The following is a 25,971-nucleotide window of genomic DNA, read 5'->3' as shown; positions in this document are numbered from 1 at the left end:
ATGAAAAAGATACTTTTGGGATTTGCACTGGGCCTGGCTACCTTGTCATTTGCACAGCAATATCCAAATAACGGTTGGGGAAATGACGGATATGGATATGGAGGCTATGATGACGGATATTATTCTGATGAAGATGATGAAACCTATTTTCCGGATGATTATTATTATAACTATCCTCAGGATTATTATCCAAACGATTACTATCAAACCAACTACAACGATTACAGAAACAGCATCATCAGTATTAACTGGAATGTGTTTTTTGCTCAAAACAGATTGACACGTTGGCAGATTGATCAGATCTTAAGATTAAATAATCTGTATGTAAATTTTTCAGTTTGGAATAATTTTTACAGATATAATCCGGACAGATGGTATTATGACAGATTTTACGCATTGCGTAGAATTATGGGACCAAGAATCTTTGTGGTATTCCAAAACAATTACTATCACGGATACAGCCCGGTTGTATATTTCCAGAATTACAGAAGAACACATTATGCTTCCATATGCAGACCAATGCCTCGTTACAGAAATGTGAACATCAATGTATACAGAGTGGAAAGAAACAGATTCCGTCAGGATAACCCAACATTGAATATTGTAAGAAGAAGTTCAGGAGAAGGGTTCAGAGGTTCCAATGGAAATAACGGGAACAATGGCTTCCGAGGACAAGGGAATAATGGAGTAAGAAACAATTCAGGTGGTTTCCGTAACTCTGACAATAATGGGGTGAGAAATAATGATAATAATGGAGTAAGAAATCATGGAGGATTTAGAGGAAATTCAGAAAATAATGGTAACTTTAGGAGTGAAGGAGGATTCAGGGGAAGACAGGAGGTAAGAAGAGAGGATAATGATGGATTCCGCGGCAATGGAGGAGGTTTCAGACAACAGAGAAATGAAGGTGGTCCTAAAATGAAGAACAATGCTCCAAGACAAAACAATGGAAACGAAGGCAGAGGTGGAGGATTCAGACAAAAATTAGTAAAAAATTAATATTTTCATATATTATATTTAAGTGGTGTGAAGGGCAGATTTTTCTTAAATCTGTCCTTTTTTTATCGATTGTGGTTTTGATATGAAAAATTAACATTTTTTATGAATTATTTCTTTTAACTTTTGATTTGTTGTGTAATCAAAAAGATATAAAGAGAATAATTAAAATATTTTTAAGATGAAAAAATTAGTTTTAGCATTAGCGTTGATCGGAATGGGAAGCTTTGCAATGGCACAGACAACTCCACAGGACAAACAGGCAAAAAGAGCTGAAATGCAGCAAAAAATGCAACAAAGAGAGCAGGAACATTTAGTACAGATGCAAAAAGATTTAAATCTGAACCAGTCTCAGGTAGATCAGATAAAGGCATTACATGAAAAAAGAAAAGCTGAAATGCAGGCAGATTTTGCAAAGAATAAAGAAGACAGACAAGCTAAGATGGAGCAGATGAAACAAAAAAGAGCACAAATGGATGCTGATATGAAGCAAATTTTAACTCCGGAGCAGTATGATAAATGGCAGGCTGACAGAAAAGCTAAAATGGAGCAGAGACATACAATGATGAAAGACAGAAAAATGAATAAGTCTATGCATACAGCAACTCCGGATGCAAAATAATAGTTTGTAATTTTGATTTTTTAATGTGAGAAGGGTGGAAGTAATTCCATCCTTTTTGTATTAAATTTCATTAAATCCTTTGAATTCGGGCTTAATTTCCATAATTTTGAATATAAATTTTTTATTATGGTCAGTGAAAAAATCGCAAAACTAATTAATGAACAAATAGCACACGAACAGTATGCTGCACAATATTATCTTTCTATGTCTGCTTGGTTTTCCGGAAAAGATTTAGACGGAATTGCTAATTATTTCAGAGTTCAAAGCAAAGAAGAATTAATGCATGCCGATAAAATGTTCGATTATTTAAATGATGTAGGAGGGGAGATCATTATCGGGGAAATCCCTAAACCACCACACGAATTTGAAAATGCAACCGATATTTTTGAAAAAGCATTGGAACATGAAAGAAAAGTGACCAAAAGTATTTTCAATATCGTTAAAAATGCAAATGACGAAGGTGATTTTGCTACCACTTCTTTCTTACAATGGTTTATCAATGAGCAGGTGGAAGAGGAAGCAAGTGCATCGCAATATGTCACCAAAATTAAAATGGTTTGTGATAATCCTTCAGCATTATATCTTTTTGATCAGGAATTGGCTCAGAGAGTTTTCAATCCGGCAGCTGAAGCTTAGAGTATAGAAAATAAAATAGTTTCGGCGGAGCCTTTGGCTCCGCCGAAACTATTTTTACAAGTAAATAAGCTGCGTCTCAATCACATTCCTTCCCAGGCTTTCCAGCACCTTTTTATAGGTTTCTATCTGCCTGTCATTTTTTTCAGAAACTTCACCGGTTTTGAAATCCACAATAATGTATTCTTCGCCATTTTTTAGAATACGGTCCGGTCTGTAAATGTGGCTTTCCCCATTTTCAGAAATCATGATATCCTTTTCATTGATAACTTCCCATTTCTCATCAAAAAATTCGGAGTAGGTAGTAACGAATTCCGACAAAGTCTTTTGAATTTCATTTTTCTCCTCGAGAGTAATCTGCCCTTCCAGAACATAGCTTTCCAAGACTTTGACAATATCTTTTTCGGTATTGATTTTAGATAAAAGTTCATGGACAAAGAGACCTATTCTTACCTTTTCATTCCGGACCTGGTAATTTTTTGATGGAGTGGCAATTTTGATAGAAGTACTGTTTTCATCAATATTTTTTAGATTACGGATGTCTTTAGTCACAAAAGATGAAGCTGTATTTTTGGAATGCTTTTTCAAGGTGTCAGGAGATACCTCATACAAATCAAACTCATCTGCATTCTCACAGTTTTTGGATTGCAGGAATTCCAGTAGCTCAAGATTATTGGATGTTTTATTAGCTTTTTGAATATAAAAGAATAATTGCTCAACAGGCCTTGTTGTTGCTACATATTGCAGGCATAACCGGTCTACAAGGTTTTTATAAGAATTTTGCCGGTTAAATTTTTCAATTTCTTCATCATAGACTTCCAGGTTTTTACTGAACTGGTTGATATTGACTGATTTCAAAGCATCATCCTTGCTCGTTTCAAACCAATTGGTGAATTCATTATCACGGTTCTTATTCAGCATTGGAATAAAAACAATAGGGAATTCCAATCCTTTTGCCTTGTGAATGGTCATGATCTGGATGGCATCAAGATTTTCCGAAGCCTGAATACTGTGAGTGGAAGCTTCTTCATCCCAATACTTTAAGAACTCCTTTGTACTTGCTCCTGCGTTTTGAGTAAAATTGAAAAGCATTTCCAAAAAGTTCAGAATAAAATCTGTTTCCTTATTTTCAACGGAAAACTCATTGATATAATATTCCACAAAATTATACAGGTTGAATTTTGGGAAGTGATCCTGTTTAAGCTTCAAAAAATAAGTGTCCCGGATATATTGTAAAATATCTTCATGAGATTCAATTTTCAGAATGGTATCCATTTCCAGGGTAAAGTCCGACATGGTGATTCTTCCTAAATGATTCAGGTAATACATCATCATGATTAAGTTAGGCTTATTCTTTGGATTGATTTCCCACCTTAAAAACTCAATCACAGCCTGAAGCGTATCAGATAACTCCAAAGTAAGACCTTTTTCGGAAATGGTTTTAATATTGGTTTCCTCTCCGTGATAGGTCACTTTTAAGTTTCCCAGTTTTTGGGAATAGCTGAAAATATCAAAGTTACCGCGGCAAAGAATAGTAATATCCGAAAATGAGAATCCATTATCTAGGCATTCTTGGATATCTTGCCGCATTTTTTCCGAAGTATCATTGTAGAAATCTTCATTCGTCAGATTTTCAATAAGGTTTACTTTAACGCGTCCTTCAATATTGGATTTTGGATTTTGTTCCGCATCCGTACCAAAAATAGCTGCATGTTCTTCCTCCAAAATATCGGCATGAAATTTATACAGCTCATTGTTGAATTTTACAATATTTTTAGCGCTTCGCCAATTATCTTTTAAAACAAGCAGTTCCGCTTCTTTAGGAGAAATTTCTTTTTTATTGATAATATCCAGCATTAATTTACTTTCCCCACCACGGAACCTATATATACTCTGTTTGGGATCTCCCACTAATGTAAAAGAGGTGTTTTCCGTTGAAACACTATGGTCTCTTAACGGAATAAAGTTCTGCCATTGTAATTCAGAAGTATCCTGGAACTCATCAAAAAAATAATGCTGAAACTGGGAGCCTACCTTTTCATAAATGAATAATGAAGGTTCATTCTTTAAATTTTCATTGATCAGGATATTGAATTTTGAAAGCAAAACCAAGTCATTTTCCTCTTCAATCTTCCTTAATTCATCCTGAATGTCTTTATTTACTTTTAAAGGAAGAAGAGCAGATAAGATCTTTTCTTTTTTCTGGGTTTCAATATACAGAAGAATAAGTTTCATCCTGTTTTCCAATAACTGCTCCAGAATTTCCAGAATTTCTGATTCTTTATGTTTGGATTTTGAGGCAGCACCTTTTCTGTAATTATTTACAACAGATTCCTCCTGTGTTGTAGGGAAGGGAAATCCCGTTCTTTTTTGCTGATAAAAATCTAAAACCTTTGTGAAAAATCCGCCGATCCCGTTCTTCCCTTGGGCAAAATCTTCAATTTCAATATTTCTGGATCTGAATAGCTCGATAGATTGGGCTGCGATTTCTTCAGATTGTTTCCTGTTCAAGAGAATCTCTTTGCGGATCGTGTTTTTTATATTTTCATAATTCGTATCATCAAAGTCCTTATTGTTTTTAAGATTTTCGTAGTGAATATCTTTTACGAATTCTTTAGCGGAATCATATAGGTTTTTATTGAGATTGATGCGTTCATTATTTTCCAGGCTATAGTCCACATAATCCATGAACGAGTTGGATATCGCTTCATTTTCCCCGATCTGATCAAGCATTTTATCTACGGCTTCAATCAAAAAAGGTTCTGCTTCAATTTCAAGATTGAAATTTTTAGCGAGTCCAAGTTCATAAGAAAAGCTTCTAACCAGCCGGGAATTGAAACGGTCAATAGTCCCGATGTTTAAGGTTGAATAATTATGCAGAATATAATCAAGTAATTTCTTGGCACGAATGTGCAGCTCATCAATTGTAATCCGTAAACCTTCTTCTTCAAAGGCTTTCTGAATATTTTTAAGATCAGCATTTTCAGCATAATTCTGTTGGGAAAAATTTCCCAGCCAAGATAAAATTCTCTCCTTCATTTCATTGGCCGCCTTATTGGTAAAAGTTAAGGCCAGAATATTCCTGATCGACTGCTGCTGATTAGGATAACGAAGACAGATCATCAAAAGCCTTTGAACCAGTGCATATGTTTTGCCTGAACCCGCAGAAGCATTGATAACCGTATAAGAATTTTGCATTTTCAAAATGAGAATTAATATTGCAAGTTAGCTAAATTTTGAGTGAAATTTTAACAATTTTATCAACGTCTTTAACAAATGGAGTATCAGAAATTCTAAAAAAAATCCTAAAACCGTTAAGTGTGGTTAAACTTATAGGATAATTTAAAAATAACTTTAGTTTTGCTTAATAAAAAATAGCCAGTGAAACTTAAACTATTCTCTCTTTTACCCCTTATCTTTTTTATTAATACCAGTGCTCAAAGTTATATTTTTGGAAAAGTGGTTTCCGAAGAAAATATGGAAATGCCGGATGTAACAGTCATCAATATACGGACTGATGAAAGGGTGCAAACTAACCGGGACGGGCATTTTATGATCTCCGGAAGACAAGGCGACGAACTCCGTTTTGTAAAAGCAGATTATGGACGTATCGTCCAAAAAGTGGCCGATATTAGTGCTCCCATGAATATTACTTTGGTCAGAATTCCTATTCAGATTGAAGAAGTGGAAATAAAAAAAGGAATTACGGGTGATCTGAAAATAGATTCTAAAAATCTTAACAAGCCTAAAAAAGTGGAAAAGCTGCTCCAAGATCTGGGACTTTATATGTCTCAAAAATCTGATCCCAGAGTGTTGGCCGCGAGGCCCGGAGAATTTGTACAGCCTGTAACTAAAGGAACCTTTAGCTTCGGGAAAATAAAAAATAAATGGGACGATGTAGATTTTATGAATTACCTTACCAGTGCATTGGGAGAACAGTATTTTACAGACCTTAAAATAGAAAAATCGTTGATCCAACATTTTATATACTATGTTTTTGCAGGCGGGTTCGAAAGAAAAAATATTCTGAAATATGGATATTGCAGTGACGCAGATCTGATGAGATTTCAACGAGCTGTGTTGACCCGGATTTCTTCTTACAGAGCTCCACAAACTCAAAAATAAATCATAAATGAGAAGGCCATTAGCATTGGTGTTATTATTTTTATTTAATCTCTTGCTTTCTCAACAGATGGTTACTGGAATCATTACAGATGAAAATGACATCCGGTTGAATTCTGTGACTGTAATCAATATGTCAACAGATCAGAAAGTTATTTGTAATTCTTCGGGGGAATTCAGTATTGCAGCTTCGAGGAATGATGAATTAAGATTTGTAAAAGCAGGCTATGAAAGAGCCTCAAAAAGAGTTCTTACGGATGGAATCAATTCCCGGCTGATTATTACTTTAACTCAGCTTCCCCAAGAAATTGAAGAAGTCCAGATTGTTAAATTAAGCGGCGATTTATCAAAAGATTCCAGGAAAGTAGCTAAGGTTGATTTAGGGGCCCAGGTTCAGGCAGCTGTAGGTCTTCCACAACCCATTGGAAAAATGAGGGAGAAACCGGCTGAAGTAAAGAAAGTCTTGCTTCCGATGCTTTTAGGAAGTCTGAATATACAAGGACTTTACGATCTGGTAAGCGGAAAAGCCAGAAAACAGAAAAGGCAATATCAATATGAAGATTTGCAGGAGCATATTGCATGGATACGGGATAGGGTAGATGACGATTACTTTGTGAAAATGGGAATTCCCGTAGAAAGAATTTCGGAATTTATAGAGTTCTCGTTCTTAGTAAAACCGCTTATCCGTACTTATGTAAAAGCCAGGAACTTATCAGCAGTATTGCTAAGAATAGAAGAAGTCATCCCATTATACACGGAAAGATTGAAAGAACCCAAGCAATAATAAAATGTTAAGAAAATCTTAAAATTTGGAACGAGAATTGATGTGATATTTCTGTTATCAATTGAAAACCAAAACAATTCACGAATTTTATGAATAAAAATATCATTGCCATTACCATTGCTGCGCTTGGATTCATTATTGGACTCGGGCTTTTGGGAAATGCGGTTAAAAACAGAAATAAATCTGAAAATACCATTTCTGTTACAGGTTTAGGAACTAAACAGTTCACTTCTGATCTTATCACATGGTCCGGAAGCTTTTCAAAAAATAATGTTGATCTGAAATCAGCTTATGATGAACTTGCGGTAGACAGGAAGATCATCAATGATTACCTTATTTCGAAAGGTATAAAACAGGCTGAAATCGTATTTTCGTCGGTAGATATTCAGAAACAGTTCAGAAGCTATAATGATGCTAATGGAAATTATGTCCAGGGAGAATTTTCCGGATATAATCTCACGCAGAAAGTTTCTATTGAAAGTAAAGAGGTGGCTAAAATCGAAAATCTTTCCAGAAATATTACAGAAATTATTAATCGTGGGGTAGAGTTTACATCCTCTTCGCCTAACTATTTCTATACAAAATTAGCCAGTGTGAAACAGGAAATGATTGCAGCTGCTACCAAGGATGCTAAAGAAAGAGCTGAAAAAATTGCTGAAAATTCGGGAAGCAGCTTAGGAAATCTTAAAAAAGCGACCATGGGTGTTATCCAGATTACCGCTCCTAATTCTAACGAAGATTATTCTTATGGAGGAACATTTAATACCTCTTCTAAAGAAAAAGAAGCAAGCATTACCATCAAGCTGGAATATCAAGTGAATTAATATATCTCTCGCAGTTTGGGCAAATAACGCAGATGTTTGTGTTATATTTTATCTGTGTGATCTGTGAGGATTTAAAAAATAAAAGCCGGAATTTTCCGGCTTTTTTATATTAATGATAAACGATATCGTAAATTTCTTCTTTAATTTCCTTGAGATTTTCGGGAGAGTAGTTAGCCAGTAACCAAAGATCAAGTGCCTTTTTACCTTCTCCATAACTTGGTTGCACATACATTTCATCTATTAGCCTGAATCCGTTTTTCTGATAAAAAGAATATCTTCTCTGTGCATCTTCGCCGGTATGCCCAGGTTCAATTTCCAAAATAATTCTCGGGAAATTTTTAAATAAATAACCTGTAATATGTGAACCGAACTTTTGACTTCTGAATGCTGCAAAAACCTCAAAATGTTCTACAAAAATATGATTGCTTAATTCCCAAATGATCAAATATCCAATGTTTTGGGTTTCATGAAGTACTGAAATGATTTTAGCATTAGGGTTTGTAAAAAGCTTTACAAACTGATACCAGTCTCTTCTTTCATCTTCCGGAAAGGTCGTGCTGTAAGAATTAAAGATTTCCTGGATTCTGTAATCATCAGGCGAGGTGATCTGTAAAAATTCCATAATTATAAATCAAAAACGCTTGGTCTTCTGGTAATAAAAATATCTTTGATCCAAAGAGTGAATGCCAATCCGAGATAAATGAGGAAAAAAAAACCAGCGGTTGCAAAAGTAGAGTAGATGAAGAAAACTCTCAGTTTAGAAACCGGAATTCCAAGTTTGGCCCCTGTTCTTGTAAGAACACCGAACCATTCTCTTTCCATTTTATGACGAATATTATCAAGCATCTGAAGATTCTTTTAATAGTTTAAATCCAATACTGCAATTTAAGCAATTTTTTTCTTTACAGGCGTGGGAATAATGATAAATCAGACTTTGACTTTCCAAAGCTGTGGTCACATTCAATCCCAATTTTTTCCAATTATCCACAAGAGAATTTTTTTCAGCCGGAATACTCCTGTAAAAATGCATGATCTCATCCGTAATTTCTTCCTTGTGATATTTATGGTAGGTATATTTTAAGGGGAGAATGGTGTTGAGAATGATGAGATCTATAAAATCCTTGCTTAAAAATTTCTCCTGGCTTTTTGGAGTGGGTTTTCCAAAGTTGAAATGATCCTTCCAATAGTCTGATGCTTTTACTTTTGTGAAGATTGTCATTAAGTCATCTGTGTTTTTTGCATCAAGAATTTTTGAAAATAAATATTGCTGTCCATAGAGATCCGCTAATTGAGATAAACGGAGGGTTGGAAAATTGTGAGGTCTTAACCTTAAAAATTTAGGATGAAACCTTAAATCTGAGATTTTGAATTTTATGGTGAGGAAATCAAACTCTCTTTTCCATATTTTCATGGGCTCATCCTCTGGGAAATCAAGCCAGCCGGAAATTCCGAATAACAAAGCTTCCAATTGAGTTGTATTCTGCCTGATTTTATTGATGATACTGAAATCAATACTTTCTGCAATCTGCTTAAAAGTAAAGGCATTGACCTTTAATCCGAAAGAATAGGCGAAACTATGGAACAAAACCGCTTCGAAATTGTTTTTATATTTCTCTAAACTTTTTTCGAGCTCAACGGATTTTTCATCCAGTTTTTTAATGATGTTTTCTTCATGAAAATTGATGGGTAGCTTATTATTATCAAAAATAGGTTCACATGGAATGAAATGATTTCCATTGACTAATTTTTCATATTGCAAAAGAAGCTGCTGATCAATATGATTTTTCAATTCCAGAGTTGGAATACTGTTGTTTTTTAAATCATCAATTTCAATATCATGTTGAAAAACAACGTGGAGGATGATATTTTCGTAATTGGGATCGCCGGAATGATGATGAAAAATCCAATCAGAAGATTTAATGTGAAGCTCAATATTTCCTGCTAAAATCAAACCGCAGATTTTTACTTTGGCTAATAAAAAATCAGGACCTGCATTGGTATTCCATTGTCCGAAATCCAGAATTTCAACGGAATTTCCTTCAATATCCTTGAAGTCGAAATTGTTGAAAACCTTATGGTTCCAAAGATATTGAAGTAATTTTTCCGTCATGAGTGTGTCAACAAATATAATAGAAGTATTATACTCTTGACAACTCTTTTTTAAAATTTTCTATGGTTGTTCTATACATGTCTTCATAAATAGGAAGAATGTTTTTCAAATCGAATTTTACCGCCTGCTCTTTCGCATTTTTCTTCATTTTGGCTAAAAGATCTTCATTGCTTAAAAGCTTAATGGTATAATTACTCATGGCCTCCACATTTCCGATTTCAGCTAAAAAGCCGGTTTCCCCCTGGATATTAACTTCTGGGATTCCTCCTGCGTTAGAGCTGATTACCGGTGTATTAGCTGCCATAGCTTCCAATGCGGCCAAACCGAAACTTTCCTGTTCGGAAGGAAGTAAAAATACATCGGAAAGCTGTAAGATTCTGTACAGATCATTAACTTTTCCAAGAAGGCGGATCTTAGAGATCAATTCCGGATTTTCTTCCAGGAACTGGTTGATTTTTTCCATATCCGGGCCTTCGCCAATGATAATTAATTTGGATTTTACCTTTTTCTCAACGTTTTTAAAGATCTGCAATACTTCATCCACGCGTTTTACCGGTCTCAGGTTGGAAACGTGGATCAATATCTTTTCATCGGGATTGGCAAACTGTGTTCTTTGGCATTCGTTGCAGTCATCAAACTCAGAATTATCAATAAAATTGGTAATTACCTGAATGTCTTTTTTGATATTAAAGAACTGAAGGGTATCTTTTTTTAAACTTTCCGATACCGAAGTAATGGTATCTGATTTATTAATGGAAAATTCTACGGCGTGTTTGTAACTTGGATGTTGTCCTACCAAGGTTATATCTGTTCCGTGAAGAGTGGTAACCAATGGAATATCGTTATTATCTTCCTGAAGCATCTGTTTGGCTGTAAAAGCGGCATAAGCATAAGGAATGGCATAATGGGCATGAAGAAGGTCCAGCTTATAAAGATTAACAACGCGGTAAATCATGGAGCTTAGTGCAATATCATAAGGCTGATACTGAAAAAGTGGGTAAGTCTGAACATTCACCCGGTGGAAGAAAATGTTGGGATTCGTAATATCTAATCTTGCCGGAAGAGCCGAACTGATAAAGTGGACTTCATAGCCTTTATTGGCGAGAGACATTCCCAGTTCCGTTGCTACAATTCCGCTTCCCCCGTATGTTGGATAGCAAAGTATGCCTATTTTCATTATTTTATGGTTGTTTTGATGTTGTAAATGTTGTTGAGTTCGGTTGAGAAGTATTGGAAACAGATGAGGTATTTAAATCCATTCCCATTCCTGTTTTTAAATTATCATTTACCAATACAGGAAGTCTTCCCGATATCTTTGTTTTCCCATTCAATGCATCTGCTGTTGCTTTCATGGAATCATCATTGTTTTCGTAGGAAACCAGAACCGTTGAGACTTTTGCAATATCCATGTCTTTTAACGCATAAGCACTTCCGAAAACGTTTAAGATCACATTTTGATTCTTCGCAAGATCTGCTAAAATTTTCTTTGATTCCGCAGAAATTTTATAAGGTTTGTAAGCCGTAGAGTTATCTTTATGGAACCCTACAATTACAGTGGAATTAGCTGGAATGGTATTAATTTCACTGGCTTTTTTAACAATGACTGTTGTTCCCAGGTTTAATTGATTCGCAAAAGTCTGATAAGGAGCTTCTTCTAGCGGAACATAATAATAGGTTCCTTTGCAGTTAAGAGGGAGCAGTTTTTTCTCATCCTTCAGTAAAGTCAATGCATTGGCATAAAGATTTTGAACCAGTTTTTGATGAGAAGTATTATTCAGGTCGTAATTAACATTTTCCGGATTTTTCGGAGTGTATTGAGACAATCCTAAAAAATATTTCGTCAGGAGAATTTTCTTTACACTTTCTTCCACCCTTGATTGAGGGATTTCGCCGTTATCAATAGCTTTCTGAATCAATTTTTTTCCTTCTGCAACTCCCTGAGAAAACAGCATGATGTCATTTCCTGCTTTGAATGCTAAAGCATCCAGTTCTCCCGGATTGTATTTATTAGCAACAGCTCCCATATTGAGTGCATCGGTAATAATTAATCCTTTAAAACCCAATTTTTCTTTTAATAAGCCGGTAATAATATTTTTGGAAACGGAAGCCGGAATTCCTTTTGTAGATTCCAAAGAAGGAACATATAAATGAGCTACCATAACACCACCTATTCCTTTATTCATTAATGCTTTGAAAGGGGCTAATTCAATAGTATTCAATCTGTCGATATTGTGAGAAACAACCGGAAGATCAAGGTGAGAATCCGTACTGGTATCCCCATGTCCCGGGAAATGTTTTATAGCTGCCAGAATATTGTTATCCTGCAACCCATTTGAATAGGATAATGCAGAACTGATCACGTTATTCACTTCAGAACCAAAGCTTCTGTTCCCGATAATCGGATTGTTGGGGTTGGTATTTACATCAACAACCGGAGCAAAATCCCAATTGATGCCCATTCTTTTACAGTCTTCTGCAATTTTTGAAGCCATCTGGTAAATCAGGCCTTTATCCTGAATCGCTCCCAAAGTCATTGCCCATGGAAATTTATGAGCGGCAGCAATTCTCTGATATAGTCCCCATTCCGCATCCATACCTATCATTAATGGAACTTTAGACTTTTGCTGGAATTCATTAACAAGGTTAATTTCTCTTGCGGCATCGTCCTGCATGAGGATCAATCCCCCTATTTTATCGTTTACAACAATATTCCTTACCTGATTGATGTGATTTTCATCTTTATTGGTATAAAGGGCTACAATAAAAAGCTGTCCTAATTTTTCGTCCTGCGAAAGAGAGCTATAGGTCTTATCAACCCACTGCTGAGCTTTATTCAGATCAGTCTGTGAAAGGTTTTTAGGCTGATACTGTGCTGCTATTTTAGAACTGATAAAAAAGAATACGAGTAAGGATGTGTAAACTATTTTTCTCATAATTTTTGAATAAGAACAAAAATACAATTAAAAAAATCAGGATAAAGAATGTTTTTGAGTTTTTTGGTATATGTTTTGAATGTGCATAATCAATAATAAACTAAACCTTTATAGCAATGAAAAAATTTCTTCCATTTTTAGTTTTGGCTTTTGTGAGCTTATTCATCTTTAGCTGTGACGATAATAATGACGATGTAGTTTACGAAGATCATGATACTTATTCAGTAGCGTATGATATTACTCCTACCTTTAGTAAAGTGAATACTAATTTGTATGAATATAATGATGCATTTAATACTCCTTTAGTGGAATCTGATGTAGTGCTTATTTATTTACAAACAGGAGTTACCAATAACAATTCTCCAATCTGGAAATTACTTCCCTATACTTTCTACGTAGGAAATGCAAATAATGATGAGGTGGATTATACATTTGATTTCAGTAAATATGATATCGGAATTTATGTAAACTCTACTTCTACATTGAACTTGGATACCAACTCTACTTATTATACCAATAAAAGATTCAGAGTGGTTATTGTTCCTGCAAGTACGGGGAAAAATGCAAGCGTAGATTATAACGACTACAATGCTGTAATCAAATATTACAATATTGATGAGTCTAAGATCAAGACGAAGCTTTAATCAGAAAATATCTTTTCAGTTTTTTATAATTACAAAAAAAGCTCCGGGAGAAATTCCGGAGCTTTTGCTTTATTATTAGTTATCGTTATCATCCAGAAGATGACCGAAGTAATCTTTCTTGGTTTTCAGGTATCCTCTGCTCATATCGTTTGCCGGTATTTGTAAAGGGATTCTTGAGTTAAGATGAATATTGCTGTCTACAACATATTTTACCTTTTCAGGATTATTGGTAAGCAGATTAACGTCTTTTACGTTCAGCAGGTTTAAGATTTCAATTGCCACTCCAAAGTTTCGATCATCCGCCGGAAGTCCCAATTGTAAATTGGCTTCTACTGTATCTAATCCTTTTTCCTGTAATGAGTAGGCTTTAAGTTTATTGATAATCCCGATATTTCTTCCCTCTTGTCGAAGGTAAACGATAATCCCTCCATTTTCATGGATATATTTCATTGCCGCATCCAATTGCTGGCCACATTCACATTTTTTTGAATGGAAAACTTCTCCAGTAATACACTCTGAATGGAAACGCACATTTACAGGCTTGGAAAAATCTGTGTTTTCCGCTATAATAGCCATGTGAGGCATCCAATCGTTTGCGTTTTCGGAGAAAGCAATCATCCGGAAAGTACCGTGTTCTGTAGGAACATTGGCTTCCGCCTGAATCTTAATCATTAATAGTTTAATAGTTTTTAATTTCCTTTTAAAGAGTCTTCGATTACAGTGATGTTGGTTTTTAACCTTACCAGATACCGGTTGAGAACATCATTATCATCCTTATTAAGATTCTGTCTCAGCTTTTGAACTTTTTTATAGGATTTCTCAAAACTCTTGAGGGCTCTGTTTTTCCCGGATAAATTATTGGCATCTATCGCATACAAATAGTTCTGAAGACTATATTTCAATGAAGTGATCTCTTCATTTAATGCGGCATTCTTAAATTGTGGAAAGGTTGAAATAAGGTTGGAGATTTCTGAAGCATTTACATTTTCTTTGATATTAATATCAAAGCCTTTCTTTACTCCTCTGTCAGAATCAGAACCTTTTGAATCACTGTAAAAATTATTAGACAACGGAGAAAAATTCAATTTTTCCGTTGCACAGGAAGTTATGATTAGTAGTACTCCAAAAAAAATTAGTCGTTTCATTTTTGTTGCCCCTTTTGATAAAGGATTGGGTTAAGACTTTCATCGTTATACATTTTCATTTGTTTGTATACTTTCATCTTAACATTACCGTTCTCAATATCAGTAAGCAACTGATTAATGGAAGTTGAGAGATCCTCTTTCTGAATAAGAAGCACATCCAGTTTTGCCTGGCAATTGGCACGGTGCTCTTCAGAAGCGGATTCTCTATTAGCTTCTAGTGACATGTGATAAACCTTCAGCGCAAGTATTGATAATCTGTCTACAGCCCAAGCGGGTGTTTCCGTATTGATTTTTGCATCAGGTTTAGGAGTTATATTTTCAAACTTTTTAAGAAACCAACTGTCTATAAATTCCACTAAATCTGTTCTTTGTTGATTAGAGGCATCTATTCTTCTTTTGAGTTGAAGAGCTTCAGTCGGATCAATATTTTCATCTCTAATTATATCTTCCAAATGCCATTGAACGGTATCAATCCAGTTCTTTGCATACAAAATCCGTTCCAAACTGTCTTTGTCGAACGGATTATTAATTAGAGTGTTAACGTCATCAAGCACGTGATAATCTTCAATGGATTGGTTGAAGATTTTCCATGCAGTTTCAGTAAAGTTCATTACTTAAAAAGAATTTTTAGTTACTAGAAGAGCTATTGTTGTTAGTTGAAGAATTTTTATTCTCTGAACCTGGTTTATCCTCTTCTTTTACAGCATCTTTAAATTCTTTAATACCTGAACCTACTCCTCTCATCAGTTCCGGAATTTTTTTACCTCCGAAAAGCAGTACAAGAAGTATTGCCACGATAAGAATATGTTGCCATGATAAGGCTAATATTGTTAATGTTTCCATTTCTAAATTTTTTGCAAAGTTAATCTTTTTTAATAAGAAACCCAACCTAATGGATCAACTGGTGTACTACCACTCCATACTTGGAAATCAAGGGTATAGGAACCATCGAAATCCTGTCCTACGGTACCTACAGGAGTACCTGCGGAAACCTGTTGTCCTTTGGAAACGTTCACACTTCCCAGATTGGAGTAAATGGTGAAGTAAGTTCCATGCTTTACAATAACGGTTTTTGTTCCGTCACTACTAGCTAAAACTGAAGATACGGTTCCTGGGAATACAGACTTTGCACGTGTGCCTGAAGGAACGGAAATTTTAATTCCGTTATTTTCTTCAACGATATTTTTCAGAACCGGGTGTTGCTGTCTTCCGAAACGGTGGGTAATCTGGCCTCTGTCTACAGGGAAGCCCAATCTTCCTTTATTGTCAGCAAAATTATTTCCGGCAGCTGTTGAAACTCCAAAGTTGGTCATGGCTTTAGTTTCGGCAGCTTTTTTCTCGTCTTCTTTTTTCTTCGCCAGTGCAGCTTCTGCAGCTCTTGCGGCGTTTAATTTATTAGCCGCTTCTTTTGCTTTGGCATTGGCTTCTTCTGATGCTTTTGTGGCTGCTACTTTTCTGGCAGCGTCTTTCGCACTTGCCTCAGCTCTTGCAGCTTCTTCAGTACGCTTTCTTTCCTCTTCTGCTCTTTTTGCTGCTAAGTCTGCTGCTTTTTTAGCCTCAGCTTCCGCCAGCTTTCTTTCTCTTTCCAATGCTTCGGCTTTGGCTTTATTTTCAGCTTCAATTCTTGCTTTTTCTCTTTCAGCAGCCAGTTTTGCCAAACGTATTTTTTCAGCTTCGGCTTTTTTTCTGGCTTCTTCTTCCGCTTTAGCTATTCTGATCTCTTCTGCGATGATAGCTCGGATCTGGCCTTCAACAGCTTTGTTTTGAGCTTGTTTTTGCTTAAGTTCTGCCGTTAATTTGACCTCATTTTTCTTAAAATCAGCAACAAGTTGTTCTTTTTGTGCTCTTTCCGCATTAATAGTCGTTAAATCTTTCTGTTGATTCACGAGAAGAACTTCTTTATCTCTGACTGATTTCTGTCTCTGAGCAATTGATTTCTTGATCTGTTCGGCAGCATCTGTGATCTCAGCCGCTTTTTTATCTTGATAATCAGAATATTGTTTTAAGTACTGAACCCTTCTTATTGCTTCTCCTAAATTTTTTGCAGAAAGAATAAAGGTCACTTTATTTTGTACCCCTTTGTTTTTATAGGCATTCACCAAAACTTCAGCATAATTCTTTCTAAGAACTGCCAATTCTCTGTTTTGGCGGTTGATTTCCAACTGACGAAGGTAAATCTCGTCTTCAATAAATCTTTTCTCTTTTTGAGTATTGTTGTAAACCTTTTCTCTTAAAGCCAGCTTTTTATTAACATTGGTAAGATAAGCTATGGAAAGCTTGGATTCGTTTCTTGTTTTGGCTAAGTCAGAATTTATTTGTGCAATTTGTTTTTTAAGTTCGGCATTTTGTTTCTGCAATTGTTCTTTTTTTTGCCCATAATGCAAAGTGAACAGCAAAATACCTATTAAAAAGCTAAATTTCTTAATCATTTAATCTCAATTTTCTTATAATTGGCTGGAACTGAATAGGGAGTTTCCATCTTCGAAAAATCAAATTTCGTATTTTCCATTAAAATCTGACTGTTTTTTGAACCTTTTATAATTATTTTAACATTTTTTGGTAAGCGGATTCCATTATATTCATCCCAGTTACTATAAGAGATTTCCAGTTCGTCAGGAGATAAAACATCTTTCAGCTGAACGCTTAACAGATCATAATTTTCATCATACTGCAATGTTATTTTGTACTCTCTTGCTTTTTCATCCGTCTCAATTCTTTGGTTAGAATTTGAAACCATTTTAAAACCTTGCGCATTTTTGGTAAGGGTGAATTGGGAATCGCTGATTTTCACAAAAGTTCTTCCCATGAGTATCTTCTCCAAAGATTTGTAATCTATGAAATTGACATTCAGTAAATTGTTTAAGTATTCGAAATCAGAGTCAATGTAAGACTTATTGGTTTTATCATAGCCTTTTACTCCTTCCGGTGTTGCTTTTCCTCTTGCTACATTGATAAACAAGGCAGATAAGTTCATCCAGACTTTCTGATTATTTTCAATATAAATAGTTGCATCCAGAGTAGGAACAAAACTTCCGGTTTCCACATTGACCTTGCTGTTGATCTTAATCTGATCAAATTGAGGGGGAATAAGTACATGTTCGTAAAAGGTAAGCTTATCTCTTACGGGTTCATTGGCGTCTTTTGGATCTGTATTGCTTTCTACATAGATGCTGTCCTGTGGATTGCTGTTGTCTTTCTTAGCAGCATTTCGTGTTTTACAAGATGAAACAACGAGAAGCAATACAAATAAGGGTATCCAATTTTTCATGTATTTTATCTTTTCAATTCAAGGAATTACGTTGCAATATTAACGCCAAACCACACAAAATCTTTTGTGTGGCCTGATTATATTGTATTTTATAAAAAAACTCTTCTATTTAGATAAGAAATCCAAGACAGAATAATCTCCTAATGAAATTTCTCTTGCTACTCCAAAATATTGAGCAGAATTACCAATCATGGAATTCGATAGGTTTCCGTGATTGATCCTGGTATTTTCCTGGATCAGAGAATTTTCAATATTGGAGTTGACAATCACTGTATTATTTCCTAAAGATACTCCGGGACCTACTTTGGAATTGGAGATCTTTACATTTTCACCAATAAAGCATGGTGGAATAATAAGGGAATTTTCGATTTGAGCTGTTGCCGGATAATTGGCCATTTCTTCTTTTTCGTAAGCAAGGATTTTGCTATTGGTTTCTACGGTAGCATTTTTGTTTCCACAGTCCATCCAGTCATTTACTTTACCTAATGTAAATTTAGCGCCTTTAGCTCTCAGGTTTTCTAATGCTGTCGTCAATTGATACTCCCCACCATTCTTGATATCATTGTCCATGATATAGTTGATCTCATCCATCAGCTTTTCAGCACTGTTAAAATAATAGATACCGATAATGGCCAGGTCTGAAACAAATGTCTGAGGCTTTTCAACAAAATCCGTAATGAATCCATAATTGTCCAATTTCACTACTCCGAATGCAGAAGGATCTTCTACACTTTTTACCCAGATGACACCATCTGAGTTTTTATCTAATTGAAAATCTGCACGGAAAAGAGTATCTGCGAAAGCGATCACTACATTTCCCTGCATGGAATTTTCGGCACATTTTATGGCATGAGCAGTCCCTAAAGGATCATTTTGATAGTAAATACTTCCTTTAGCACCTAGTTTTTCAGCAATCTGAATTAAAGATTTTTCGATTTCGGGACCGAAATCTCCGATGATGAAGGCTACTTCTTCTATTTCTTCGCCAGCTACTTTGGCGATATCTTCTACCAGTCTTTGTACAATGGGTTTTCCGGCAATAGGAATAAGAGGTTTTGGAACAGTTAACGTATGCGGACGCAATCTGGAGCCACGTCCAGCCATAGGTACAATAATTTTCATGTTTTAATTATACTATTTGTATTTTTCTATTACTTAAAAATCGTAAAAATCGTACTGATTTTTGGCAAATGTAATTAAAATTCACAGATACTTGATGGAGAATCTATGAAAGATTACAATTTGTATGATAACAAATGTTGTAAGTGTTTGATACTATTGATGATAAACTATCTTTTGAGGATCTTTTTTATAATGGTTTTTTCATTAAAAGCAACTAATGCAAAGAATGCCAATAAGAATAAATTGCCTACAAAATAATTGGTTCTGAAACAATAGAATGATACTAAAGATAATGAGACCGTAACCGTAAGGTACAATACTATTTTGGCTGTGTTATAATGGATTGGATACCATATTTGTCCCCAAACATAGGAAATAATCATCATAGACATAAAAGTGATTAATGCCGCTATTGCACTTGCCCAATATCCGTACTTAGGAATGAATAAGAAATTGATCAGAATCGTAATGACAGCACCTATGATGGAGATATATAAACCTACTTTTGTCTGATCAGACAATTTGTACCATATAGACAGATTAAGATATATTCCTAAAAATAATGCCCCTAACATCACAAACGGAATGATTTCAATGCCTTCATAATAAAGCGGGTTTCTAAGATATTCTTCGGAAATCCATTGCAGATTGACCATTAATCCCATATAAATGACGCAGCTGCAAATCACAAAAACATCCATCAACACTGCATAGGTTTTATGGGAATCCTTATTCTTAAAGCTTGAGAAAAAATAAGGCTCAATACCCAGCTGATAAGCTTGTCTGAACACTGTAATAAAAGTGGCTATTTTATATACGGCACCGTAAACTCCAATTTGATGGCGGGCTTCTTCATCAGGAAGAAGATATTTCAGGAACTGTCTGTCCAGGGTCTGATTTACAATACCGGCAAGTCCGGCAATCATTACGGGCCAGGAGTAATTCATAATTCTTTTCCACAATTTGAAATCAAATTTCGAAATACTGAAATTCACGAATTCTTTTCCTACAATAGCCAGTGTAATAATACTCTGAACAAGATTGGCAATGAAAACGTAGCCGACTCCAAACTCAGGGTTGTATTGTATTCCTAAGATCCCTTCAGGATGTTTTGGAAGCCATTTGATAAAGAAGACTACTAAGAAAAAGTAAACCAATGAACCTGCCACTTTGGAAAACATATATTGAAAAGCTTTCCCCTCAAGCCTCAAAATAGCGGAAGGTATGGTGGAAAAAGCATCTAATGACAAGATGAATAGAAATATAACAAGATAGTTCACCTGGTCCGGGGTTTCGAAAGCATTAGCTAAATCCTGCCTGAAAACATATCCAAGAATAAGATAAATAAGACCTATTCCAATAATGCTCATGGAGCATGTAGAAATTAAGGTTTTTCTATCGATGCTTTCCTCCTGTGCAAAACGGAAGAAAGAAGTTTCCATACCATGCGTCAGCAAAACAGTAATCACTCCGGCAATGGAATACCAATCCACGAAAGGCGATGAAGCGGCCGGTCCGAAAGCCTTGGTAACTATAGGGGCAATAATGAACGGGAAAATTCTGACCAATACAGAACTAAGACCGTATATTGCTGTTTGTCCAAATAATTTCTTGTACAATTCTGAAAAATTTTCTGCAAATGTAAATATTAGATTTTAGAATTTTCCGACTTATGTTTAAAAATCGTTTTTGAAAGCTTAATTTTGCGGAAATGAATCTTTTATATCTAAAAAAGTATAATGAAGACCTTAATTAAAAATGTAAAAATCGTTAACGAAGGACAAATCTTTGAAGGTGATATTTTAATTGAAAATGATGTAATCTCGAAAATAAAATCTTCTATTTCTGAAGAAGCAGATCTGGTGATTGATGGTTCAGGAAAATATCTGTTGCCTGGAGTTATTGATGATCAGGTGCATTTCCGTGAACCGGGACTGACACATAAAGGAGATATTGAAAGTGAATCCAGATCGGCAATTGCAGGAGGTGTAACAAGTTTTATCGATCAGCCGAATACAGTTCCGAATGCAGTTACCCAGGAATTATTGGCAGATAAATATGAAATTGCTGCTCAGAAAGCGTATGCCAATTATGGATTTATGATGGGGGGTACTAATGATAATCTGGCAGAGGTTTTAAAAACAAACCCCAGAAATGTTCCCGGAATTAAACTTTTCCTAGGTTCTTCTACCGGAAATATGCTGGTTGACAACCCTGAAACGCTGGAAAAGATTTTCAGTAATACCAAAATGCTGATTGCGGTTCACTGTGAAGATGAAGCCACCATTAAAGCCAACACCCAGAAATATATGGATGAATACGGAGAAGATATTCCTGTAAAATTCCACCATCTGATCAGAAGTGAAGAGGCGTGTTATAAATCTTCTTCAAAAGCCATTGAATTAGCAGAAAAAACCGGAGCAAGACTTCATGTTTTCCATCTTTCCACGGCGAAAGAAACTTCACTTTTCAGAAATGATATTCCTTTACAAGATAAAAAGATTACAGCGGAAGTATGTGTTCATCATTTGACGTTCACTAACGAGGATTATGAAACAAAAGGTGCTTTAATCAAATGGAATCCTGCCGTAAAAACTCAGCAGGATAAAGATGGACTTTGGGAAGCGCTTTTGGATGATAGAATTGATGTGATTGCGACAGACCATGCCCCTCACACAGCAGAAGAAAAACAGAATGTATATACAAAATGTCCTTCCGGAGCCCCTTTGGTACAGCATTCATTAGTGGTAATGCTTGAAAATTATAAAAACGGAAGAATTTCTTTAGAGAAAATCGTTGAGAAAATGTGCCACAATCCGGCTATTCTTTTCAGAGTAGAGAAAAGAGGCTTTGTAAGAGAAGGGTATAAAGCAGATTTGGTTTTAGTAGATCTCAATGAAAACTGGACGGTTTCTAAAGACAATATTCTTTACAAATGTGGTTGGAGCCCGCTGGAAGGTATGAATTTCCATTCCAAAGTGACTCAGACTTTTGTAAACGGGCATTTGGTTTATGATCATGGAAAAATTAGTGAAGAAAAATTCGGGGAGCGATTGCTTTTTGAAGTTCAGGAATAATTCTTAAGAAATCCGTTTTAACTAAATATAGTTTTCTTTCGCAGATTTTACAGATGACGCAAATCCTTTTTTTACACAGCCCTCTGCTAAATCTGTGAGAGATTTTCATATTTTAAATTAAATTGGTATAAAAATAAAAAACGAAGCCTTCTCAAATTTAAAGGGCTTCGTTTTCTAACACTTATATTAAAAAAATTAATCAATAGTAATTCCTTCAATCGCTTTTTCCAAAGAGGTTTCCATGATTCCAGGAATTGATAACCCTTCTGCACGGAAAACACTAATATCTGAAACACCGTAGAATCCAAAAATATTTTTGATGTAAGGTACATTCGAATCATAAATCTGAAAAGGACCTTGAGAATAAATATTCCCTGAAGTGAAGGCTATATATAGCTTTTTATCATTATTCAACAAGCCTTTTGGTCCGTTTTCATCATATTTAAAAGTATATCCTGCTCTCGAAGTGAAATCAAAATACGCTCTAAGTGTTGCCGGAACCGAAAAATTGTACATTGGAGAATCAATTACGATGATATCAGCTTCCTGCAGTTCCGAGATTAAATCTTCAGAATATTTGTTAATGGATTGCTGTTCGGAAGAATGACTTTCAGCCGGAGAGAAAAACGTGTTGATATGAGCTTCGTTCAAAAGTGGAGCCGGGCTTGTTGTAAGATCTCGGTCTTTTACAACAGCATCAGGATATTTTTCCTGAATTTTTTCAATAACAGCTTTTCCTAATTTTCTGCTTGCCGAAACTTCTTTTCTTGGGCTTGAAATGATATGAAGTATATTTTTCATGTTTTAAATTTTAAATTTCTTTGACAAAATTATGTACATTTGCTTATCAAAAGTTAGTAGTGAACTTAAGGTTAGTAGTAACTTTTTGGTTAGTTAAAAAAATGATTTATGGAAGAATCTGCTATTTTAAATAATTCTGAATGTACCAGAAAATGTTCTGAAAACCTTTCTGCTGTGGAAGACGCAATTTATGTGATCGGCGGAAAATGGAAACTGAAGATCATCATTGTTTTACAGGAAAGCGGAAATATCCGTTTCAACGAACTTCAAAGAAACATTCAGGGAATTTCTGCAAGAGTACTTTCAAATGAACTCAAAGATCTGGAACTGAATGGTTTTGTGAAAAGAGTGGTTCATGCAGAACAGACCCCGGTGATAGTAGAATATATTTCAACAGATTATAGCCGAACGCTCAAGCCTGTTATCATGGCACTTTCGGAGTGGGGTAAAACGCATAAGCGAAACATCAGAGAAGATGCATTTTAAAAATCCTTAAAAATATTTTATAAACTCAGCCTCATATGTTAAACATGTGAGGTTTTTTTAGGTTTTTGATATACGTCACTGTTTTTAGAAATAATTTTAAATGAAACTGGTTGATTATCAAATTATTTGTTATTATTTTTCTTATCAGTGTAACAAAGTTCTAGCATAAGCTGTCTTATTCAAAAAGAATTACCATTTCATGAAACTATTTTTAACATTGGGAGGATCTCTATTGAGTACTTTCATTGTCGCACAAACTCAAAAAGATACCCTTAATAAGCAAAAAGAAATAGAAGGCGTTACCCTTGTTGCCAAAAAGCCGACGGTGGAAAGTAAGGCAGACAGAACGGTTTTTAATGTTGCCAACAGCTCTATCCTGGCTGGAAATACGACCTGGGATATTGTAAAAATGTCGCCTTTGGTAAGTGTAGACAACAATGATGTGATTAAAGCGGAAGGAGAATCCGTAACAGTTTATATCAACGACAGAAAATCTGTTTTTACAGGAAAAGAACTTAAAGAATATCTCAAGACCATTCCGGCAGACAACCTTTTGAAAATAGAGGTGATTACAAGTCCTTCTTCAAGATATGAAGCAACGGGTGCAGTCATCAATATTGTATTAAAAAAACGTGATGATGAAGGGATAAAGGGCAGTATTTCCCTTACCAATACTCAGAATACGAAGAATAACCAATATGGGAGCTTCAATCTCAATTATCATAAAAAAAGCTTCACGCAAACCTTTACCGGAAGTTACAGCGATAACACTTTTATAACAAAAAACTCTGCCAGGAATACGTATTATAAAAATAATTTAGTAACTACTATTGATACGGAAAACACTTATAAAAACAGGAATCCTTCTGTTTCATCGACTTCGGAATTTGAGCTGGATAATAAAAATAACATAGGTTTGGTTCTGGAATATTATCAAGGCGACGGAAATGCTTTTTCTAATGCTGCGGGAGCCAATTATCTCAATAATGTTTTTCAGAATTCTTACGTTCAGGATCAAAATTCATCTTCGCTTACCCGTAATTTGGGGACCAATATTTTTTATAAATATTACGACAAGGAAAAAAACAAAATCCTCGATATCAATCTGGGAAGCAATTATAATTCCAATGACGGAGTAACAGATTTTATTAAAACATTTAATAATTCAGTAATTCCTGAAGGATCGAGGATTGATAATTATAATCAGAACCGGAATTATTATCTGAAAGTAGATTATACCACTCCGCTAGGTAAGAATGGCGGAAATCTGGAAGTAGGCGGGAAAGCAAATTTTAATAATAATGTAGTTCCCAATACCTATTTTAATCTTTCCAATGGGGATTGGGTCTTTGATGATACAAGAAGCAATAATTTCCATTATTCAGACAATATCAATTCAGTATACGCCAACTACAGCAAAACATTTTTTAAAAAGTTTGAAACCAGAATCGGGTTGCGTTATGAATATATCCGTTTTAAAATCAGACAGGATGTGGGAAATATTGAACGGACTGATTCCTATGGAACACTTTTACCCAACCTTTTGCTGAAGTACTCTTTTTCTAATAACTATGATCTGACCTTAACGTATAATCATAGCCTTTGGCGTCCGTGGTATGCGGAATTTAATCCTTTCCTTATGCCGAATAATGATGGATTGTATTCCCGCGGAAATATGGATCTTCTTCCTAATCCGAATGATAGGGTTGCATTGAAGTTAGGATTATTTAAAAAATATTTTATCTCTGCAAGATATATGTTCACCGATCAGGATTATTGGAATACTTTTGTGGAAGAAGATGGTAAAACGATTTCTATGCCGGCGAACTTCAAAGGTAAAGTTGAAAAATTCTACCTTTTTGCCAACACTAATCAGAATTTGATGAAAAACAAACTTAATATCAATTTCGGCATTGGTTGGTATTATATAGACAACAGTGATTTCAATACAAGAAACAATTTGTCATCTCAAAATTTCATCAATTATTTTTCAGGATCTACCAATCTTTCTTATACCAATCTTTTTAATAAGAATATTAATTTGGGAGCCTGGTTTAGTGTTGATAATCAGAATAGCGGGAATTCTATCGCTAACAAAGCCAATTTCTTCCATAATATTTCGGTGACAAAAATATTTCCGGCATCTCAGATAGAAACCAGTCTTCAGCTGATGAATATTTTCAAGAGACCGAATATGAATACCACCACCTACAGCCAGATCGGTACTTTCCAAAATTCTAACCGATGGGATTGGTATGGATTTTCCCTTACGTTTGTCAAACGTTTCGGAAACCAGAAGGTAAAAGAAAATACCAAGACAGATACTGAAAAGAATGAGGGAGGAGGAAAATAAAATCAAGATATGATTTCAAATAATTATAATCAATTAAAGCGGGTTTTATAG

General features: G+C 35.1%; 25 protein-coding genes. 10 read left to right on the top strand and 15 right to left on the bottom strand.

What is annotated here, in order from left to right:
- The 3 genes from EGI05_RS13870 (at position 1) to EGI05_RS13860 (ending at position 2,254) form a co-directional block, all read left to right on the top strand.
- Positions 1-999, top strand: a complete 999-nt coding sequence (locus EGI05_RS13870) for a hypothetical protein (protein ID WP_123263650.1) — start codon at positions 1-3, stop codon at positions 997-999.
- 178 nt (positions 1,000-1,177) lie between these two features.
- Positions 1,178-1,618, top strand: a complete 441-nt coding sequence (locus EGI05_RS13865; protein WP_123263649.1) for a hypothetical protein — start codon at positions 1,178-1,180, stop codon at positions 1,616-1,618.
- Between the two features lie 126 nt (positions 1,619-1,744).
- On the top strand, positions 1,745-2,254 hold the full coding sequence (locus tag EGI05_RS13860) for a ferritin (RefSeq protein WP_123263648.1): 510 nt from the start codon (positions 1,745-1,747) through the stop codon (positions 2,252-2,254).
- A 54-nt stretch (positions 2,255-2,308) separates the two neighbouring features.
- Here EGI05_RS13860 and EGI05_RS13855 read toward each other — a convergent pair whose 3' ends face one another.
- Positions 2,309-5,449 carry a UvrD-helicase domain-containing protein gene (locus EGI05_RS13855; protein ID WP_123263647.1) on the bottom strand — a complete coding sequence of 1,047 codons (3,141 nt, stop codon included), beginning with the start codon at positions 5,447-5,449 and terminating at the stop codon, positions 2,309-2,311.
- A gap of 183 nt (positions 5,450-5,632) precedes the next feature.
- Here EGI05_RS13855 and EGI05_RS13850 point away from each other — a divergent pair, with 183 nt between their 5' ends.
- The 3 genes from EGI05_RS13850 to EGI05_RS13840 all read left to right on the top strand — a co-directional run bounded on the left by EGI05_RS13850 (position 5,633) and on the right by EGI05_RS13840 (position 7,981).
- A complete protein-coding gene (locus EGI05_RS13850; protein WP_123263646.1) occupies positions 5,633-6,376 on the top strand; it encodes a hypothetical protein in 744 nt (247 codons plus the stop codon).
- Between the two features lie 7 nt (positions 6,377-6,383).
- A complete protein-coding gene (locus EGI05_RS13845; RefSeq protein ID WP_123263645.1) occupies positions 6,384-7,157 on the top strand; it encodes a carboxypeptidase regulatory-like domain-containing protein in 774 nt (257 codons plus the stop codon).
- A gap of 89 nt (positions 7,158-7,246) precedes the next feature.
- Positions 7,247-7,981, top strand: coding sequence for an SIMPL domain-containing protein (locus EGI05_RS13840; protein ID WP_123263644.1), 735 nt, complete (start codon positions 7,247-7,249; stop codon positions 7,979-7,981).
- Between the two features lie 109 nt (positions 7,982-8,090).
- Here EGI05_RS13840 and EGI05_RS13835 read toward each other — a convergent pair whose 3' ends face one another.
- The 5 genes from EGI05_RS13835 to EGI05_RS13815 are packed head-to-tail and all read right to left on the bottom strand — an operon-like array spanning position 8,091 to position 13,024.
- Positions 8,091-8,603, bottom strand: coding sequence for a GNAT family N-acetyltransferase (locus tag EGI05_RS13835; RefSeq protein ID WP_123263643.1), 513 nt, complete (start codon positions 8,601-8,603; stop codon positions 8,091-8,093).
- 2 nt (positions 8,604-8,605) lie between these two features.
- Positions 8,606-8,827 carry a PspC family transcriptional regulator gene (locus EGI05_RS13830; protein ID WP_123263642.1) on the bottom strand — a complete coding sequence of 74 codons (222 nt, stop codon included), beginning with the start codon at positions 8,825-8,827 and terminating at the stop codon, positions 8,606-8,608.
- Entirely contained in the window at positions 8,820-10,091 is a 1,272-nt protein-coding gene (locus tag EGI05_RS13825) for a DUF2851 family protein (protein ID WP_123263641.1), read from the bottom strand. The genes EGI05_RS13830 and EGI05_RS13825 overlap by 8 nt, the downstream gene beginning before the upstream one ends.
- A 28-nt stretch (positions 10,092-10,119) precedes the next feature.
- Entirely contained in the window at positions 10,120-11,268 is a 1,149-nt protein-coding gene (gene bshA, locus EGI05_RS13820; RefSeq protein ID WP_123263640.1) for an N-acetyl-alpha-D-glucosaminyl L-malate synthase BshA, read from the bottom strand.
- 4 nt (positions 11,269-11,272) lie between these two features.
- Positions 11,273-13,024, bottom strand: coding sequence for a glycoside hydrolase family 3 protein (locus EGI05_RS13815; protein ID WP_123263639.1), 1,752 nt, complete (start codon positions 13,022-13,024; stop codon positions 11,273-11,275).
- Positions 13,025-13,140: 116 nt separating this feature from the next.
- Between EGI05_RS13815 and EGI05_RS13810 the strand changes: the two genes are divergently transcribed.
- Positions 13,141-13,668 carry a hypothetical protein gene (locus EGI05_RS13810; protein WP_123263638.1) on the top strand — a complete coding sequence of 176 codons (528 nt, stop codon included), beginning with the start codon at positions 13,141-13,143 and terminating at the stop codon, positions 13,666-13,668.
- A 75-nt stretch (positions 13,669-13,743) separates the two neighbouring features.
- Here the strand turns inward: EGI05_RS13810 and ribA are convergent, their stop codons facing one another.
- The 8 genes from ribA to EGI05_RS13770 form a co-directional block, all read right to left on the bottom strand.
- Positions 13,744-14,340 carry a GTP cyclohydrolase II gene (gene ribA / locus EGI05_RS13805; protein WP_123263637.1) on the bottom strand — a complete coding sequence of 199 codons (597 nt, stop codon included), beginning with the start codon at positions 14,338-14,340 and terminating at the stop codon, positions 13,744-13,746.
- A 17-nt stretch (positions 14,341-14,357) separates the two neighbouring features.
- The gene (locus EGI05_RS13800) at positions 14,358-14,813 is read right to left on the bottom strand and encodes a hypothetical protein (protein ID WP_123263636.1); all 456 of its coding nucleotides are present in this window, start codon (positions 14,811-14,813) and stop codon (positions 14,358-14,360) included.
- Positions 14,810-15,424, bottom strand: coding sequence for a DUF4254 domain-containing protein (locus EGI05_RS13795; RefSeq protein ID WP_123263635.1), 615 nt, complete (start codon positions 15,422-15,424; stop codon positions 14,810-14,812). Before EGI05_RS13795 ends, EGI05_RS13800 begins: the two co-directional genes overlap by 4 nt.
- Positions 15,425-15,440: 16 nt before the next feature.
- Complete coding sequence (gene tatA, locus EGI05_RS13790) at positions 15,441-15,656, bottom strand: twin-arginine translocase TatA/TatE family subunit (protein ID WP_123263634.1); 216 nt, start codon at positions 15,654-15,656, stop codon at positions 15,441-15,443.
- A gap of 29 nt (positions 15,657-15,685) precedes the next feature.
- On the bottom strand, positions 15,686-17,242 hold the full coding sequence (locus EGI05_RS13785) for a peptidoglycan DD-metalloendopeptidase family protein (protein ID WP_123263633.1): 1,557 nt from the start codon (positions 17,240-17,242) through the stop codon (positions 15,686-15,688).
- Positions 17,239-18,081, bottom strand: a complete 843-nt coding sequence (locus tag EGI05_RS13780) for a DUF4292 domain-containing protein (protein WP_123263632.1) — start codon at positions 18,079-18,081, stop codon at positions 17,239-17,241. Before EGI05_RS13780 ends, EGI05_RS13785 begins: the two co-directional genes overlap by 4 nt.
- Positions 18,082-18,186: 105 nt before the next feature.
- Entirely contained in the window at positions 18,187-19,203 is a 1,017-nt protein-coding gene (locus EGI05_RS13775) for a sugar phosphate nucleotidyltransferase (protein ID WP_123263631.1), read from the bottom strand.
- 167 nt (positions 19,204-19,370) lie between these two features.
- On the bottom strand, positions 19,371-20,822 hold the full coding sequence (locus EGI05_RS13770; RefSeq protein ID WP_123263630.1) for a lipopolysaccharide biosynthesis protein: 1,452 nt from the start codon (positions 20,820-20,822) through the stop codon (positions 19,371-19,373).
- A gap of 120 nt (positions 20,823-20,942) precedes the next feature.
- On the opposite strand from EGI05_RS13770, the gene EGI05_RS13765 reads away from it, so the two are divergent.
- On the top strand, positions 20,943-22,280 hold the full coding sequence (locus tag EGI05_RS13765; RefSeq protein WP_123263629.1) for a dihydroorotase: 1,338 nt from the start codon (positions 20,943-20,945) through the stop codon (positions 22,278-22,280).
- A gap of 195 nt (positions 22,281-22,475) precedes the next feature.
- Here EGI05_RS13765 and EGI05_RS13760 read toward each other — a convergent pair whose 3' ends face one another.
- Positions 22,476-23,081 (bottom strand): FMN-dependent NADH-azoreductase, encoded by a 606-nt coding sequence (locus EGI05_RS13760; RefSeq protein ID WP_123263628.1) that lies wholly within the window; start codon positions 23,079-23,081, stop codon positions 22,476-22,478.
- A gap of 108 nt (positions 23,082-23,189) precedes the next feature.
- Here EGI05_RS13760 and EGI05_RS13755 point away from each other — a divergent pair, with 108 nt between their 5' ends.
- Together EGI05_RS13755 and EGI05_RS13750 are read left to right on the top strand one after the other, a co-directional pair.
- The gene (locus tag EGI05_RS13755) at positions 23,190-23,567 is read left to right on the top strand and encodes a winged helix-turn-helix transcriptional regulator (protein WP_123263627.1); all 378 of its coding nucleotides are present in this window, start codon (positions 23,190-23,192) and stop codon (positions 23,565-23,567) included.
- A 199-nt stretch (positions 23,568-23,766) separates the two neighbouring features.
- Positions 23,767-25,920 carry an outer membrane beta-barrel family protein gene (locus EGI05_RS13750; RefSeq protein WP_123263626.1) on the top strand — a complete coding sequence of 718 codons (2,154 nt, stop codon included), beginning with the start codon at positions 23,767-23,769 and terminating at the stop codon, positions 25,918-25,920.
- Positions 25,921-25,971 lie beyond the last annotated feature (51 nt).

It is taken from the genome of Chryseobacterium daecheongense, assembly GCF_003729955.1.
Classification (GTDB): Bacteria; Bacteroidota; Bacteroidia; order Flavobacteriales; family Weeksellaceae; genus Chryseobacterium; species Chryseobacterium daecheongense.
Note: the sequence above shows the minus strand (reverse complement) of the source record. Positions and strands in the feature narration are given on the sequence as shown.